Annotated in this window: 15 protein-coding genes and 1 pseudogene; 4 read left to right on the top strand and 12 right to left on the bottom strand. The window is 73.8% G+C overall.

Features of this window, described 5'->3' with window-relative positions; genetic code table 11:
• Window positions 1-18: 18 nt before the first annotated feature.
• Window positions 19-732 carry a Clp protease N-terminal domain-containing protein gene (locus tag ACQPYX_RS11595; RefSeq protein ID WP_433803059.1) on the top strand — a complete coding sequence of 238 codons (714 nt, stop codon included), beginning with the start codon at window positions 19-21 and terminating at the stop codon, window positions 730-732.
• A 9-nt stretch (window positions 733-741) separates the two neighbouring features.
• Here the strand turns inward: ACQPYX_RS11595 and ACQPYX_RS11590 are convergent, their stop codons facing one another.
• A complete protein-coding gene (locus ACQPYX_RS11590) occupies window positions 742-1,620 on the bottom strand; it encodes an MOSC domain-containing protein (protein ID WP_433803058.1) in 879 nt (292 codons plus the stop codon).
• Window positions 1,621-1,836: 216 nt separating this feature from the next.
• Here ACQPYX_RS11590 and ACQPYX_RS11585 point away from each other — a divergent pair, with 216 nt between their 5' ends.
• Window positions 1,837-3,180 (top strand): dipeptidase, encoded by a 1,344-nt coding sequence (locus tag ACQPYX_RS11585; RefSeq protein ID WP_433803057.1) that lies wholly within the window; start codon window positions 1,837-1,839, stop codon window positions 3,178-3,180.
• A 118-nt stretch (window positions 3,181-3,298) separates the two neighbouring features.
• On the opposite strand, the gene ACQPYX_RS11580 is transcribed toward ACQPYX_RS11585, so the two are convergent.
• Complete coding sequence (locus ACQPYX_RS11580) at window positions 3,299-4,159, bottom strand: DUF4190 domain-containing protein (RefSeq protein WP_433803056.1); 861 nt, start codon at window positions 4,157-4,159, stop codon at window positions 3,299-3,301.
• A 179-nt stretch (window positions 4,160-4,338) separates the two neighbouring features.
• Here ACQPYX_RS11580 and ACQPYX_RS11575 point away from each other — a divergent pair, with 179 nt between their 5' ends.
• Together ACQPYX_RS11575 and mscL are read left to right on the top strand one after the other, a co-directional pair.
• On the top strand, window positions 4,339-4,800 hold the full coding sequence (locus ACQPYX_RS11575) for a hypothetical protein (protein WP_433803055.1): 462 nt from the start codon (window positions 4,339-4,341) through the stop codon (window positions 4,798-4,800).
• 175 nt (window positions 4,801-4,975) lie between these two features.
• Window positions 4,976-5,359: pseudogene (gene mscL / locus ACQPYX_RS11570) on the top strand (large conductance mechanosensitive channel protein MscL); the annotation flags it as partial.
• Window positions 5,360-5,606: 247 nt separating this feature from the next.
• Here the strand turns inward: mscL and ACQPYX_RS11565 are convergent.
• The 10 genes from ACQPYX_RS11565 to ACQPYX_RS11520 all read right to left on the bottom strand — a co-directional run bounded on the left by ACQPYX_RS11565 (window position 5,607) and on the right by ACQPYX_RS11520 (window position 16,188).
• Entirely contained in the window at window positions 5,607-5,798 is a 192-nt protein-coding gene (locus ACQPYX_RS11565; RefSeq protein WP_433803054.1) for a hypothetical protein, read from the bottom strand.
• 9 nt (window positions 5,799-5,807) lie between these two features.
• On the bottom strand, window positions 5,808-6,485 hold the full coding sequence (locus ACQPYX_RS11560) for an alpha/beta fold hydrolase (RefSeq protein ID WP_433803053.1): 678 nt from the start codon (window positions 6,483-6,485) through the stop codon (window positions 5,808-5,810).
• A 10-nt stretch (window positions 6,486-6,495) separates the two neighbouring features.
• The gene (locus tag ACQPYX_RS11555) at window positions 6,496-7,524 is read right to left on the bottom strand and encodes an LLM class flavin-dependent oxidoreductase (protein WP_433803052.1); all 1,029 of its coding nucleotides are present in this window, start codon (window positions 7,522-7,524) and stop codon (window positions 6,496-6,498) included.
• A complete protein-coding gene (locus ACQPYX_RS11550) occupies window positions 7,517-8,908 on the bottom strand; it encodes an MmgE/PrpD family protein (RefSeq protein WP_433803051.1) in 1,392 nt (463 codons plus the stop codon). The genes ACQPYX_RS11555 and ACQPYX_RS11550 overlap by 8 nt, the downstream gene beginning before the upstream one ends.
• Window positions 8,909-8,994: 86 nt before the next feature.
• Window positions 8,995-10,047 (bottom strand): pyrimidine utilization protein A, encoded by a 1,053-nt coding sequence (rutA, locus tag ACQPYX_RS11545; protein WP_433803050.1) that lies wholly within the window; start codon window positions 10,045-10,047, stop codon window positions 8,995-8,997.
• Between the two features lie 63 nt (window positions 10,048-10,110).
• Window positions 10,111-11,742, bottom strand: coding sequence for an amidase family protein (locus ACQPYX_RS11540; RefSeq protein ID WP_433803049.1), 1,632 nt, complete (start codon window positions 11,740-11,742; stop codon window positions 10,111-10,113).
• A complete protein-coding gene (locus ACQPYX_RS11535; RefSeq protein ID WP_433803048.1) occupies window positions 11,739-12,902 on the bottom strand; it encodes an acyl-CoA dehydrogenase family protein in 1,164 nt (387 codons plus the stop codon). The genes ACQPYX_RS11540 and ACQPYX_RS11535 overlap by 4 nt, the downstream gene beginning before the upstream one ends.
• A 10-nt stretch (window positions 12,903-12,912) precedes the next feature.
• Window positions 12,913-14,217, bottom strand: a complete 1,305-nt coding sequence (locus tag ACQPYX_RS11530) for a CaiB/BaiF CoA transferase family protein (RefSeq protein WP_433803047.1) — start codon at window positions 14,215-14,217, stop codon at window positions 12,913-12,915.
• On the bottom strand, window positions 14,214-14,744 hold the full coding sequence (locus tag ACQPYX_RS11525; RefSeq protein WP_433803046.1) for a MaoC family dehydratase: 531 nt from the start codon (window positions 14,742-14,744) through the stop codon (window positions 14,214-14,216). The genes ACQPYX_RS11530 and ACQPYX_RS11525 overlap by 4 nt, the downstream gene beginning before the upstream one ends.
• A 28-nt stretch (window positions 14,745-14,772) precedes the next feature.
• Window positions 14,773-16,188 (bottom strand): MFS transporter, encoded by a 1,416-nt coding sequence (locus tag ACQPYX_RS11520; RefSeq protein WP_433803045.1) that lies wholly within the window; start codon window positions 16,186-16,188, stop codon window positions 14,773-14,775.
• Between the last annotated feature and the right edge of the window lies 1 nt (window position 16,189).

Raw genomic sequence — 16,189 nt, 5'->3', positions numbered from 1 at the left:
TCAACCTATGGTGGACGCATGACCTCACCGCCGGTCCGCCTCGACGACCTCATCCGCAGCATCACCACGGTCCACGACCAGCCGCTCGACCAGCTCTCCGACGCCGTCCTCGCCGCCGAGCACCTGGGCGAGGTGGCCGATCACCTCATCGGCCACTTCGTCGACCAGGCCCGCCGGTCGGGAGCGTCGTGGACCGAGATCGGCGCCAGCATGGGCGTCACGAAGCAGGCCGCGCAGAAGCGCTTCGTCCCGAAGGCCGGGAACGACCTGGACCCCGAGGAGGGGTTCAAGCGCTTCACGCCCCGGGCGCGGTCGGTCGTGGTGGCCTCGCAGGAAGAGGCCCGGTCGGCCCGCAGCCCGGAGATCACGCCCGGCCACCTGACGCTCGGCCTGCTCAGCCAGCCGGACGGCCTCGGGGCCCGCGCGATCGCCGCGCAGGGGGTGACGCCCGAGGCGCTGCGCCGCCGGATCGCCGCCGCGCTGCCCGCGCCGGTCGAGGAGCCGGCCGCCCTCATCCCCTTCGACGCCGCCGCGAAGAAGGTCCTCGAGCTGACCTTCCGGCAGGCCCTCCGGCTGGGGCACAACTACGTGGGCACCGAGCACCTCCTGCTCGCCCTGCTCGAGGACGAGGACGGCACGGGCGTGCTCACCGGGCTCGGACTCGACAAGGAACGCGTCGAGGCGGAGGTGGCCCGGCTCCTGACGACCGCGGCCGGGCAGCAGGAGCTGTAGGACCCGTCGTCAGGAATGCCGGTCACCCACGGCGAGCTCCCCGCCCGCGGTGACGTCGGCGTAGATCCCGGCGCACGCCCAGCGGCCCGCGACCTCCCGCTTCTCGATCTCGACGCGGTTGTGCTTCGCCACCGTGCGCAGCGTGTCGCGGTCCTCGGGCAGGTCCTCCTGCGCGAGGGTCGTCATGACGCACCGCATCGTCTGGAAGGTGTACGACACCCGCACCGCGTCGCCGAACGACATCTCCCGGCCGACCCAGTCGTTCTCGACGAAGCCCGGATCGGTGTCGTCGAGCACGACGTTCGGCCGGTAGCGCCGCGGGTCGAAGCGGCTGTCCGGCGCGAGCTCGCCGAGGCGCGCGAGGGTCGACGTCGTGATGACGTGCAGCGCCGCGAGGTCGTAGAAGCGGCCGGGCGGGGCGAAGGCGGCGACGTCGAACCGGCTGATGGCCTCGCCGGTGTCCTCCTGGCGCGCGGTGGTCGCGTCGATGATGTGCTGCGGCGCGAGGTCCTCGATCTCGGGCCAGATCTCCTCGAAGCCTGCGCCCTCGGGCGGGGTCGTGATCAGCGAGACCTCGCGGCCGAGGACGCCGGACAGGGCCCGGTTGACGTCCGGGTCGTCGCTGCGGCGGGTCGAGCCGTCCGGGAAGGTGATGACGACGGGCGGCGCCGGCTCCTCCGCCGTCGGCTCCGCGGTGAAGGCGGCGGAGAACCGCAGCAGCTGGTCCCAGCGCTTCGGGACCTTCGCGCTCGCGACGATGCCCGTCTCGACGTCGAGCAGCGCGTAGGCGCGGTCGCCGACCACACCGCGTTCGTCGAGGGTGGCGCGCTGCAGCGCCTCGCCCTGCATCGATTTGACCGGATAGCGGTGGATCGCGGCGATCGTCATGGGCGACGTCGTACCCGGTGGGATCTCCCGGACGAACCGGGCCGACCGGAGGGGGCCGGACGGCGGGCGGCCGGATGGCCGCACCCCGGTCCTCGACGTCGGCTCGGGGCGGGTTCTCGCGCCGCAGGTGCGGGAGTCCGGAGCTCCCGCACCGGAGGAAGTTGCTCCGATCGTGTGGAGCAGGACGGCAGCTGCGCCGGGTCCTAGGGTCGTGGCATGGCTGACGTACCCGCGGACCTGCAGGCCGCCGTCGACGCGGTGCTCCCCGACGCCCGGCGCGACCTCGACGGTCTCGTGCGCATCCCGAGCATCTGGGCGGACCCGGCCCACCGCGAGGACACGCGGCGCTCGGCGGACGCCGTGGCCACGCTCGCCCGCCAGGCCGGCGCGGCGTCGGTCCAGGTGCTGGCGGCCGAGGGCGGGGCACCGGCCGTCGTCGCGCACTGGCCGGCTCCCGAGGGGCAGCCGACGGTGATGCTCTACGCCCACCACGACGTGCAGCCCACCGGCGGCGACGACCTCTGGACCAGCGCCCCGTTCGAGCCCACCGAGCGCGACGGCCGGCTCTACGGGCGCGGCGCCGCCGACGACAAGGCCGGCGTGATGACCCACCTCGCGACGCTGCGCGCCTACGACGGCCGCCCGCCGGTCGGGGTGACGCTGTTCGTGGAGGGCGAGGAGGAGTCGGGGTCGCCGACCCTGTCCGCCCTGCTCGCCGAGCACCACGCCGAACTCGCCGCGGACGTCATCGTCATCGCCGACGCGGGCAACCCGGCCGTCGACGTCCCGGCGCTGACGACGTCGCTGCGCGGCCTCACGAACATCGTCGTCGAGGTGTCGATGCTCGAGCGCGCCGTGCACTCGGGGGTGTTCGGCGGGCCGGCCGGGGACGCGCTGACCGCGCTCTGCCGCCTGCTCGCGACCCTGCACGACGACAAGGGGTCGGTCGCCGTGCCCGGACTCGTCCGCGGCTCGTCCGACGTGCCGGGGATGTCCGAGGAGCAGTTCCGCGGTGACGCCGGCGTGCTCGACGGCGTCGACCTGCTCGGCACCGGCACCATCGAGGAGCGCATCGCCCAGCAGCCGGCGATCGCGGTGCTCGGCATCGACGCCCCCGCCGTCGAGGGTGCGGCGAACATCCTCGTGCACCGGGCCCGGGCGATGATCAGCGTGCGGCTGGCTCCGGGCGACTCGACGGAGTCGGCCTTCGCCGCCGTACGCGAGCACCTGGCGCGCCAGGCGCCGTGGGGCGTCGGGCTGGAGGTGTCGCTCCACGCCTCGGGCGAGCCGTTCGCGCTGTCGCCCACCGGGTCCGTGTACGACCTCGCCCGCGAGGCGCTCTCCACCGCCTTCGGCGCCGAGACCGTCGAGATGGGCATGGGCGGCACCATCCCGTTCATCGCCGAGTTCGCCCGCACCTTCCCGGGCGCGACCGTCCTCGTCACCGGCGTCGGCGACCCGGCCTCCCGCTGGCACGGGATCGACGAGAGCCTGCACCTCGGGATGTTCCGCCGCTGCGTCCTCGCGGAGACCCTGCTGCTGCGGTCGCTGGCGCGGTAGCCCTTCCCGACGACGGCTCGGGCCGGGTCCGCCACGCCAAGATCCTGTTCCGCCGCGCGATGTGCTCGCTCACCGATCACATCGCGCGGCTCGTCGCGATCTCGGTGTCGCGCGGGCCTCAGCTGCGCGACCAGCTGCAGGGGCCGGAGAACTTCACGTAGGCGTCGGAGGCCTTGACCACCATCGTCGTCGGGCCCTCCGCCACGCCGCCCGCGAGGAAGGAGTCGGACTCGCCGTCGGCCTCGGACAGCCGCGACCAGGTACAGAACTCGCCGCCCTCCGTGGACCACGTCCCCGGCGTGATGCGCGAACCGACGGCGTACGTGCCGGCCCCGAGGCTGCCGGCAGGGACGGACGCCCGGGTGGTCGTGGTCGTCGGCGGCGCCTCGACCGTCGGCACCGCGGAGGCCGGCACGGACGGCGCCGAGGACGTCGGCAGCGTGTAGGTCGGCTCCTCGTCGACCACGGGCGACTCGGCCACCGGGACCGGCGAGGTCACGACGACGGGGCTCGGCACGGTCGGCATCGCCGGCGCGGCCACCGGCGTCGAGGCGAGTGCGACGAAGAACAGCGCGTACAGCGTGCAGATCAGCAGCCCCAGCGCACCCAGCACCACCCCCGCGATCGAGAGCCCGCGCCCGACGTCGGACCGGCTCCGCGCGGCGACGACGCCCGCGACGGAGAGCCCGAGCCCGACCGGTGAGAGCAGCCACGACACGACGCCGACCACCGGCAGGAGGGCCAGGACCGCCCCGACGAGGGCGACCGCGAAGCCCGCGATCGCGAGCGGGTTCGTCGGCGGCGCGGGGGGCACGAACACCCCGCCTGCCGGCGGCACCGGCGGCGCGAGCACCGGCCGGTGCGCGAAGGGCTGCGGCGGCTGCAGCGGACGCGGGGCCGGGATCACCAGCTCGACCGTCACCGCCTCGGTCGCCTCGTCCTCGGCGCTCCAACGTCCCCAGGTGTTCGTCGTCGTCATCCCTGCTGCTCCCCCGACCGGTCGTGCGATGTCACCGGGCGAGTCGCAGACGATCAGAGCGGGGTTAACCGGCGGAGTGGAACTTCGCCCGCTCGGAGTACACGGGTGATCCACATCCTCCGGTCGAGTGACTTCCCGGCGTGTCGCGCGTTGCATCCGGTGAAGGGCAGGAGGCGCCGATGTCCGAACAGAGCACGGTGACCGGTCGACACGCGCGGCCGGAACCCACCGACACGCCGCCGACCACGGGCCGCCACGCCGCGCCGGAGGCCGACGAGACGCCGACCGGCAACGACGTCCCCGCCCGTCCACCGACGCGGCCGTTCGAGTCCGCCCGCACCCACCACCGTCGGCCGCGACCCCGCATGCGGCTCGCGCTCGTGCTCGGCGGGGGCGCGGCGGCGCTGGGGCTCGCGACCGTCGCGGGGATCGTCGTCGCGCTGAACGCGGACGACGACGCGCAGCCCTCCCCGGTCGCGGAGGCACCGGCGCCCTCCACCGCCGTGACTCCGCCGGTCGCCGCCCCGCCCGTCGTCCCGACCAGCCGCAGCGGCACCCGCTCGACGGCACCGGCCGCCTCGACCACGAGCCGCCGCTCGACGACCCCCAGGACCACCACGACGACGACCCTCCCCGGCTGAGTTCGGTCGGCGGCGCGTGTCGCGCGGTGTCCGGAGCGCGCCCCGGGACCCGCGACACGCTCACCGCACCGTACGCCCGGCCCACCGCGACCCGCCGTCCGGACCGCGACGACCCCGGGGCACGGTCCTTAGCCTCGCCACTCACGCTCCCCAGCTCCCCGGCCCGAGGACCACCATGCTCAAGGGATTCAAGGACTTCCTGCTGCGCGGGAACGTCATCGACCTCTCGGTGGCGGTCGTCATCGGTGCCGCCTTCACGGCGGTCGTCAACGCCTTCACCGACTCGTTCCTCAAGCCGCTGATCCAGCTGCTCTCCCCCGGCGGCGACCAGTTCCGCGGCACCGTGCGCGTCAACGGCGTCGGGTTCGACTACGCCGACTTCATCAACCAGGCCATCACCTTCCTGATCACCGCCGGCGTCGTCTACTTCCTCGTCGTCGCCCCGATGAAGGCCCTGCAGAACCGCCGGCTGCGCGGTGAGGAGGCCGGCCCGGCGCAGGCGACCGACGTCGAACTGCTCACGCAGATCCGCGACCTCCTGGAGGCGCAGGCCGAGCTGCAGGCCGAGCGGAACGCCCTTCCCGACGACGCGCGTGGTCCGGTCGCCCCGCACCGCCCGACCCCGCCGCCCGCGCCGCCCGCACCGCCCGCACCGCCGGTGGGCCCCCGACGCGGGTACGACGCCGAGACGGTGCCCGCCCACGCCGCACCCTCGGGGCACGCCGCACCGACCGGGCGACCGACCCCGCCACACCCGTTCCCCACCGAGGCGCCCCGGCACAGCCGCGCCGGGGTGCGCTGACCCCTCAGCGCGACCGGGCCGAGAACCACAACCACACGGCCACCAGCACCAGCGCGACCGAGAGCAGGTCGGCCGTGGTCACGGCGTGGGTCTCGGAGAGCACGAGCAGCTTCGGCCCCTCGACCGGCTGGTTCAGCGGGAGCCACAGGATCGCGAGCCCGACCAGCACGAGCGCGGTGATCCGCCGACGAGGCACCCACGGAGCCTAGGGCGTCCGGTCGAGCACCGACCGGATCGCCGCGGCCACCACCGCGGACTCCTCGTACACGGGAGTGTGGCCGCAGTCGGCCCACGACAGCTCCGCGTCGGGCAGGAGGGCGGCGAGCTCCTCCGCCTCGGCCGACGACCGGGCGCGGTCGTGCACGCCGTGCACCACCGCGGCCGGGCAGGTGATCGTCGGGAGGACGTCGGTCAGGTCGAGGTCGCGCTGGCTGCGCAGCACCTCGACGGCCGCCTCCCGCGGCACCGCCTCGGCGTAGGCGAGCAGCTGGGCGCGCACGTCGGGCGGCGGTGGGGTCGCGAACGACCGGTCGAGCACCGCCGAGAGCGCCTCGCGCCCCCACTGCGCGGCGAACCGGTCGATGATCGCGTCGACGTCGCCGTGGCGCCGCATGTGCGCTCCGGTGTCGACGAGGACGAGCCCCACGACGAGGTCGGGCCGCGCCGCGGCCAGCGTCGTCGCGATCGCCCCGCCGGTGGAGTGCCCGACCAGCACCACCGGCGCGGTCAGGTCCCCCGCGATCCGGGCGGCGACGGCGGGCACGGTCCAGGGACCCGGCGCGGTCATCCACGACACCGCGCGCACCCCGGGCACGAGCGCCGCCACCGGGTCGAACACGGCCGGCGAGCACACCGTCCCGGGCACCCCCACGACCGCCGTCATCGCGCCCGGCTCACCCGGCCGCGACCACCGCGGACTCCCGCAGGGCCGGGGCCACCTCACGGGCGAGGAGCTCGACCGAGCGGCGGCTGGACTCCAGCGGCATGCCGGCCCAGTCGGTGCGCAGGACGAAGTGGTCGATGCCGAGCTGGCGCCAGGCGAGCAGGGCGCGGCGGCAGTCGTCGGGATCGCCGATGACGAAGCGGTCGTCGGCGAGCGCGGCGAACTCCATCCGGAACGACTCCCGGTCGGGCATCACGCGGTCCTGGCCCCAGTCGGCGTAGACCTCGTACTTGCCCTGCAGGAACGGGCGGGCCCGCTCCAGGGCCTCCTCGCGGGTGTCCGCGCAGAACACCTCGCGCATCAGCGGTCGGGACGACCCCGGGCCACGGCCGTGCGCCGCGCGCTCCGCGTCGTACAGCTCCAGCTGCCGGTACACGGTCGCCGCCGTCGCGTGCGGGTTGATCATCCAGGCGTCCGCCAGACGGGCGGCGCGGCGGACCGCGTTGTCCGAGTTCGCCGCCATCCACACCGGCGGCTCGGCCACCGGCCGCATCAGCGCCTGCGCACCGTCGAGGCGGGTCCACGGCAGGTCGCGGGTCACCGTCTCGCCGCGCCACAGCGCCCGGACGATGTCCAGGTTCTCGGTGAACCGCCGGACCTTCTCCTCCGGCGGCACCCCGAACGCGGCGTACTCCTCGGCGCGGTAGCCGAGGCCGACCCCGAACACCGAGCGACCGCCGGTGACGACGTCGAGGCTCGCGTAGGCCTCGGCGGTGTCCACCGGGTGGTGCAGCGCGAGCAGGTGGATGCCGGTGCCGACCGTCATCTCCCCCGCCTCGGCCGCCACCCGCGCGAGCCACGGCAGCGGCTGGATGTGCGCGAACGACGCCGCCAGGTGGTGCTGCCCGGCGAACACCGAGTCGAGGCCCTCGTCGCGCGCGGTGCGGACGAGCGCCAGCTGCTCGGCGAGCACCGTGCGGGGGTCCTGGTCCGGACGACGCTGGTGGGTCAGGAAGACCCCGACCCGCACGTCACCCACGGCAGGCCTCGGCGAAGTCGATCGCCGGGGTGTCGTCGCCGAGGCCGAGCACGGCGGCCCGGACCCGGTCGGCGGTGGCCCGGTCGGCCGCCGTCCCGATCGTCTCGGCGAACTTGGCGTCGATGTCGGCGTTGCTGAGCGGGCGCTCGTCGTGCCCGCGATTGATCTGTTCCCGACGAGTCAGCCGGGTCCCGTCGGCGAGCTCGAGCTCGACGTAGCCGGAGTACGCCCGGGGGAAGGCGCCGTCGTGGTCCTCGACGACCTCGACCCGGCGGGTCAGCTCCAGGGTCGCCGGGTCGCCCAGCGCGTCGTCGTCGAGCTCGGCGAGCCCGAAGCGCCCGCGGCGCAGGGCCGTGGCCACCACGTAGGGCAGCGAGAACTTGGCGTCGTACTCGTCGCGGGGCGCCCACTTGTTGGCCGGCGGCTCGCAGACGACCTTCCCGGGCACCGGGTGGATCGCGCACCGGATCGACCGGACGTCCTCCGGGCGCACGCCGTGCTCTGCGCGCAGCGCGAGCGTCGCGTCGGCGAACGCGTGGATGAAGTGGCAGATCGGATACGGCTTCACCGCGGTGCGCATCAGCTCCCACCGCTCCCCCAGCCCGTCGGCCACCGCCGACGCGTCGGACTCGCGGGCCTGCAGGTGGGTGGCGTAGAGCCCGAACCGGCCCTCGTACACCGCGGCCGGGCCGCGCCAGGCCTGCTCGGCGAACGCCGCCGCCGTCATGCCGGAGCTCGCGGCCCATCCCGGGTGCAGGCGCTTGGTCCAGGAGCCGTCCTCGAGGAACTCCAGCAGCCCCGCCGACATCGAGCCGACGATGCCCTGGGCCGCGGTGATGCCCGCGGCGTCCAGGCCCCACAGCTTCGCCGCCGTGACCGCCGCGCCGAACGCCCCGGCCACCGCGGTCGGGTGGAACCCGACGTCGTGGAAGCCGCCCGCACCGCCGAGCCCGACCCGCGCCGACACCTCGACGCCGAGCACGTAGGCGAGCAGGAGGTCGCGGGTGGTCGCGCCCGCCGTCGTCGCCGCAGAGATCGCCGCCGGCAGCGCGGCGGCGGAGACGTGCGTGACCGCGGGGATGTGCGTGTCGTCGAAGTCCATCCCGTGCACGAGGACCCCGTTGAGGGTGGCCGCGTCGCGCGGGGCGAGCCGGTCGGGCATCCCGAGCACGGGGTGCTCGCCGGCGCCGAGCCGCCCCAGCGCGTCGCGGGCCTTCGTCGGGAAGTCGTAGACGGTGGAGGCGAACGCCAGCCCGACCGCGTCGAGCACGAGGTAGCGGGCGCGCTCGAGGACCTCGTCCGGGACGCCGCCGGGTGCGAGGCCGGCCGCGAAGTCCCCGACGGCGGCGGCGAGCGAGGTCCGCGGCGGGCTGTCGATCGTCATCGTTGACTCTCCTTCGACGGTGGAGGTGCCGAGGCCCGTGAGCAGAAATCCGTGCTGGAGCACGGATTTCTACTCACAGGACGCAGTCACCCCAGGAGCGGCTTGACCTTGGTCCCGAAGTCGTGGACGCCCTGCTCGAAGTCGTCGAAGGTGAACATCATCCCCTCGACACCGGGCATGTCCGCGACCTGGTCGATCTGGCGGGCGACGGTCTCGTAGGAGCCCACGAGCGTCGCCATGTTGAAGTTGACCGCGCCCTCGGGGAGGTTGATCGTGCGCGCGGTGCCGGACTCGTCGGCGGTCGTGTCGTTGCTGCCCTCGTCGGACATGTAGCCGAGGGCGGCGAGGTCGGCGCCGGCCTGGTAGGAGTCCCACTTCGCGCGGGCCTCCTCGTCGGTCTCGGCCATGATCGCCATGAACAGCGGCAGGGAGCGGACGTCGCGCCCGCTCGCCGAGGCGGCCTTCGCGAGGCGCTCGGTGGGCTCGCGGTAGACCTGCGGGTCGTTGACGCCCGGGGCGAGGATGAAGTTGTAGTCGCCGTACTCGGCGCAGAACTGCATGCCACGGTCGGACTGCCCGGCGCAGACGATGTCGACCTTGCCGGTGGGCCGCGGCGACAGCACGCAGTCCTTCATCTGGAAGTACTGGCCGTCGAGGTCGCAGCGCCCGGTCTCCCAGAGGTCGCGCAGTACCTTCACGTACTCGGTCGAGTAGTCGTAGCGGTAGCCGAAGTAGTCGTCGCCGGGCCAGAGCCCCATCTGCTCGTACTCGCCCTTGGCCCAGCCGGAGACGATGTTGACGCCGAAGCGGCCGGGGGCGATCGAGTCGATCGTCGAGGCCATGCGGGCCACGAGCGCCGGGGGCAGCGTCAGCACGGCCGTCGACGCGTAGAGCTTGATCCGCTCGGTGACGGCGGCGAGGCCCGCCATGAGCGTGAACGACTCGAGGTTGTGGTCCCAGAACTCGGTCTTCCCGCCGAAGCCGCGCAGCTTGATCATCGAGAGCGCGAACGCGAAGCCCTGCGCCTCCGCCTCCTGCACCACGCGGCGGTTGAGGTCGAACGAGGGCTTGTACTGCGGAGAGTTCTCCGAGATCAGCCAGCCGTTGTTGCCGATCGGGATGAAGACCCCGAAGTCCATCGTGACCACACCTTCCGAGGGAGCGTCCTGTTGTGAGCCGGACCACGAAAATACATCAGACGTTTATCGGTCGGAAGTCTTCCGTGTGACGGGTGCGGGTCGGAGCCGATGGTGCGCGGTCCGGGACTGGAACACCTGCGCGGCGCGCAGCGCGGTCGCCTCGGCGTGCGGCGGCGCGATCAGCTGGGCGGAGGTCGGGCAGCCGTCGGCGGCGAACCCGGTGGGCACGGCGAGCCCCGGGACACCGGTGAGGTTGCCGAGCATCGTCGAGCGCGACTGCGCCGCGTAGAGCGGGTATTCGACCCCGTCGACGACGACCGTGCCGTCCAGGCGCGGCGCAGTCGACGGGCAGGTCGGCACGACGACCAGGTCCGCGTGCGCGAACACCGCGTCCAGCTCGCGCTGCAGCTCGACCCGGAACTGCTGCGCCCGCAGGTAGTCCTGCGCGGGGGTCGTGATGCCCTGGCTGATCCGGCGGACCACCACCGGGTCGTAGTCGCCCCAGCGGTCCCGGTCGACGCGGTGCAGCGTCGCGGCCTCGGTGAACACGATCAGGTAGCCGATCGCCAACGCCGCGGCGGCCCCCGGGATCTCGCCCGGCACCACCTCCGCGCCCGCGTCGACCAGCTCGGCGACCAGCGCGTCCACCCCGGCCCGCACCTCGGCGTCGCACAGCTCGGTGAGTGCTCCGCCCGGCACCGCGATCCGCAGCCCACGGACGTCCGAGGGCGCGTTCTCGACGACGACGGGGCGCCAGGACCGCGGATCGCGGTCATCGGTGCCGGCCAGCACCTCGAAGACGCGCGCGACGTCGGCGGCGCCGTGCGCGATCGGGCCGACCGTCTCCGCGGTCCACGACAGCGGCACCACCCCGGACCGCGAGATCGCCCCGGCCGTCGGCTTCAGCCCGGTCAGCCCGGTCCACGCCGACGGCAGCCGCACCGAGCCGCCGACGTCGGTCCCGAGCGCGAACGGCACCGCGCCCGCCGCGACCGCCGCGGCGGACCCGGTCGACGACCCGCCCGCCCACCGCTCGCGGTGCCACGGGTTGCGCACCGGCCCGAAGCGCGGCGGGTTCGGGCCGCCGACCGCGAACTCGGTGGTCCCGTCCTTGCTGACCGGGATCGCCCCGGCCGCCTCGAGCCGCCGGACGACCTCCGCCGACGTCGCCGCCGGCGCGTCGCCGTGGCACCAGGAGCCGGCGGTCGTCGGGACCCCGGCGACGTCGATGACGTCCTTGACCCCGAACGGCACGCCCTCCAGGGGGCGCGCGGTCCCGTCGCGCCAGCGGCGCGCGGACTCCGCGGCGGACGCGGCGGCGCGGTCGTCGAGGAACCGGATCGTGCAGTTCAGCTCCTCGTGCGCGGCCCGCAGGTCGTGCAGCGCCCGGGCGATCTCGTCCTCGGGCGTCCGCTCCCCCGCCGCGTAGGCGGCGAGCAGGCCGCCGATGCCGTCTGGGTCGTCGTCAGGGAGGTTCCCGACGACGCCCGCGGTGCGGTCGGGACGGCGCACCCACCGGTCCCCGTCGGCCGGGTCGGCCGCCAGGTCCATCGCGCGGGGCCGGTCGCGCAGCGCGGTGATCGCGGGCTCCGCACCGGCGACGGCGGTGTGCATGGCCTCGACGAGGTCGTCGTCGAGGGTGAAGCCGAGCCGGGCGGCCTGGTCCCGGAGCCCGTCCGCCGTCGGGAAGCTCATCCCACCGTCGCCTTGCCCGCCAGCAGCGACTTCGCGATGCCGGTGCGCAGCACGTCGTTGGTGCCCTCGCCGATCGACATGAGCGGGGCGTCGCGGTAGAGCCGCTCGATCTCGAACTCGGTGGAGTAGCCGTAGCCGCCGTGGATGCGCATGGCGTCGGTGGCGCACTGCAGCGCGGTCTCCGACGCGAACACCTTCGCCATGCCGGACTCGGTGTCCATCCGGACGCCGTCGTCCATCCGCGAGGCCGCCCAGTAGGTCATCAGCCGCGCGGCCTGCAGCTGCACCGCGATCTCGGCGAGCCGCAGCTGCACGGCCTGGAAGTCACCGATCGGCTGCTTGAACGCCGTCCGGTCGCGGGCGTAGGCGAGGGCCTCGTCGTAGGCCCGCTGCGCGATGCCGACCGAGCGGGCCGCGATGTTGATCCGCCCCGTCTCCAGGGAGGACAGCGCCTGCTGCAGGCCCTTGCCCTCCACGCCGCCGAGCAGCTGCGAGGACGGGACCCGGACCTCGTCGAGCACGACCTCGCAGGACTCGGTGCCCTTGTAGCCGAGCTTGCCGATGTCCTTGGAGACCGCGAAACCCTCGGCGTCGGCGGGGACGAGCAGGATGCTCATGCCCTTGTGCGCGGGCTCGGCCCTCGGGTCGGTCTTGACGAGCACCGGCAGCGGGTCGGCGTGCCGGGCGTTGGTGATCCACGTCTTGGTGCCGGTGATGACGTAGTCGTCCCCGTCGCGGCGGGCCGTCGTGGAGATGCCCTGCAGGTCGGTGCCGGCGCCCGGCTCGGTGAGCGCGATACCGGTACGCCGCTCGCCGGTGGCCAGCTCGGGCAGGTAGGCGTCCCGCTGCTCCTGGGTGCCGTGCCGGGCGATCATCCAGCTCGACACGGAGTGGCTGCCGAGGATGCCGGCGATGCCCATCCAGCCCCGGGCGATCTCCTCGAAGGTCAGCGCGAAGGAGACGGTGTCGGCCGCGATCCCGCCGTACTCCTCGGGGATCGACAGCCCGAAGAGGCCGAGCTTCTTCATGCTCTCGACGATCTCCGTCGGGTACCGGCCGGAGTGCTCCCAGTCGCGGGCGACCGGCACGATCTCGCGGTCGACGAAGTCCCGCAGCGTCTCGCGGTAGAGCCGCTGCTCGTCGGACAGGGTGAAGTCCACGGTGTCTCCTTCAGCGGGTCGGCGCCGACGGCGCCTCGGGAACGGGGTGCTCGGCCGCGGGGGCTCCGGAGCCGACCTGCGACAGCGGCACCGCGGCGGTCTCCGGGTCCGGCGGCGGGCCGAACGCGGCCGCGGCGCGCAGGGCGGCGATGCGCTCGTCGTCGTACCCGAGCCCGGCGAGCACGGCGTCGGTGTCCTGGCCCATCGCGGGCCCGCCGCGGGCGGGGGCGACGTCGTCCCCGGGCGGGCCCACCCGCACCGGCGAGCGCAGCGAGCGCACGGTGCCGAACCGCGGGTGCTCGGTCTCGACGACGAGCGCGCGGGCCAGGGTGTGCGGGTCGTCGAGCGCGCCGGCGACCTCCTGGATCGGCGCGGACGGGATGCGCGCGGCGTGCAGCGGCTCGAGCCACTCGGCCACGGTCCGCTCGCGGAAGGCCTCCTCGAGGAGCGGGACGATGACGTCGCGGTTCCGGTCGCGGTCGGCGAACGACGCGAAGCGCGGGTCGGTCGCGAGCTCCGGGCGGCCCATCACCTCGGTGAGCCGCACCCAGAACTTCTCCTTCGCGCACCCGACCACCAGCCAGCCGTCGGCCGCCTCGAACGCCTGGAACGGCACGAGCGACGGGTGGGCCGAGTGGTGGGTGCGGGCCGGGGTGAAGCCCTCGGTCATGTGCCAGGTGGCGGGGTAGGTCAGGAGGCTGACCGCGGTGTCGTAGAGCGAGAGGTCGCAGTCGGTGCCGACGCCGTCACGGCGGGCGGCGTGGATGCCGGCGAGCAGGCCGATCGCGGCGACGAACCCACCGCTGTAGTCCACGAGGGACAGCCCGGTCTTCTGCGGCGCGCCGCCGGGCTCGCCGGTCACCGACATCCACCCGGCGAGGGCCTGGAGCACGTAGTCGTAACCCGGCTCCTCGGCGCGCGGGCCGGTCATCCCGAACCCGGTGAGCGAGCAGCAGACGATCCGCGGGTTGACGTGCTTGAGGTCCTCGTAGCGGATCCCGAGCTTGGCCGGCACGTCGCCGCGCAGGTTGGAGTACACCGCGTCGGCGGAGCGCACGAGGTCGTGGAAGACCTCGCGCCCGGCGTCGGTGCGGATGTCGAGCAGCATCGAGGACTTGTTCTTGTTGAACGACTCGAAGAACAGCGAGTCCTCGCCACCGGCGTAGGGCGGGACGTAGCGCCCGATGTCCCCGCCCGAGCTCGGGTCCTCGATCTTGATGATCTCGGCGCCGAGGTCGGCGAGGTGCATCGACCCGAACGGCCCGGCCCCGTACTGCTCGAGCGAGACGATCCGGATGTCCTCGAGCGGCCTCACGCCTGCGCCTCCTCGAGCGTGAGCGGCGTGGCGGCCTGCGGGAACAGCGACGCCGAGCCCGCGGAGTCGCGGCGGTGCACGTAGAAGGTGCGCTTGAAGCTCAGCACCTCGACCGCGTCCTGGTTCAGCGTGCGGGTCCGGATCGTGACGATGCCGGCGTGCGGGCGGCTCGTCGACCCGCGCGTGTCGAGCACGATCGACTCCGACCAGATGGTGTCGCCGACGAACACCGGCGCGGTGAGCTTGAGGTCGTCGAGGCCGAGGTTGGCGAACGCGTTCTGCGTGGTGTCGGTGACCGACTGGCCCATGGCGATCGCGATCGTCAACGGCGAGGCGACGAGCATCCGGCCGAACTCCGAGGACTCCCCCACCTGCGCGTTGAAGTGCGCCTGGTTGGTGTTCATCGTCAGGAGCGTGAACCAGGTGTTGTCGGTCTCGTTGATCGTCCGTCCCAGCGGGTGCTGGTAGACGTCACCCACCTCGAAGTCCTCGAGGAACCGCCCGCGCCAGCCGTCCTTGACCGTCATCGTGCTCCTTCCGTCGGCTCCTCGGACGCTAAACGTCTGAGGTTTTGCGGGCAAGAGCGTCCGCGCTGATGTCCTCCAGGGCCCGGTTGCTCGTGCGCTCGCCGAACACCAGCAGGACCACGCCCATGAGCAGGGCGGCGACGGCCAGGTAGACGTACACCGCGACCGTGCCCGCCCCGGTGTAGATCGCGGCGACGAGCACGCCGCCGACCACGCCCGCGAGGCGCCCCGAGCCGTTCGCGATCCCGGAGCCGAGCCCGCGCAGCTCGAGCGGGAAGACCTCGGCGATGTAGGTGTAGAGCACCGCGACGCCGGTCTGCATGAGCATCGAGGCCGCGAAGCCGCTGACGACGATCCACACCGGGTCGGTGACGAGGCCGAAGACGAGCAGCAGCACCGCGACGACGCACTGCAGGCCGAACACGAGCGTCTTGCGCTCGACGCGGTCGATCACCGGGAACGCGAGCAGTGCCCCGGGCACGGCCGCGATGGCGAGGATCGAGGCGAAGGTGAGCGACTGCGCGGTGGTGTAGCCGCGCTCCACCAGCAGCGTCGGCACCCAGGCGGTGAAGCCGTAGAAGCTCAGGATGAGGAACACGCACGCGGCGGCCGCGACCACCACCCGCCGACGCGCCCCGCGCAGCAGGTCCCCGACGGTCGCCGCGGGTACGGGCGGGACCGGCGTCGGCGTGGGCAGCTCGCGACCGGTCGCGGCGCGCGCCTCGTCCTCCATGCGGGCGATCAGGGTCTCGGTCGCCGGTGTGGTGCGGCCGTGCGCCGCCTGCCACCGTGCGGACTCGGGCAGCACCCGCAGGGCGACGGCCCCGAAGACCGCGCCGAGCGCCCCGAACACGAAGATCCAGCGCCACGCGTCCGGCCCGAGCGGGACGACGAGGCGGGCCAGCCAGGCCGCGATCGGCACCCCCGCCAGCCCGACGGCGAGCAGGATCGCCTGGTAGCGCCCGCGCAGCGCCCGGGGGAACATCTCGCTGACGTACACCAGCAGCACGCCGGTCATCGCCTGCAGGCCGAAGCCCGTGAGCACGCGCAGCACCCCGAGGCTCGTCGCGTCCCAGGCGGCCGCCGAGAGCAGCGAGAACGTCGAGTAGAAGAACACCGAGCCGATGAGCACGGGCCGCCGGCCGAAGCGGTCGGAGAGCCGACCCCCGACGATCGCCCCGACGAACATCCCGACGAAGCCCGCCGAGGTCACCAGCCCGACGGTGCCGATCGAGAGGCCCCACTCGGCGCGCAGGGCGGGCGCGGCGTAGGCGAACGAGTTGAGGTCGACGAGGTCGAAGACGAACAGCGCGCCCAGCACCACGACCCACCGGCGGTGGGTCCGCGTGACGACGGGCAGGCGGTCGATCCGGGCGGCCAGGTCCGGTCCCGGACCGGTGCGCGTCCCGGTCGACCGGGTGTCCGGCGGGTCGGTGGCAGTCATC

The organism is Actinomycetospora sp. CA-084318 (assembly GCF_050955885.1).
Classification (GTDB): Bacteria; Actinomycetota; Actinomycetes; order Mycobacteriales; family Pseudonocardiaceae; genus Actinomycetospora.
This window is presented reverse-complemented; position numbering and strand designations above follow the sequence as displayed.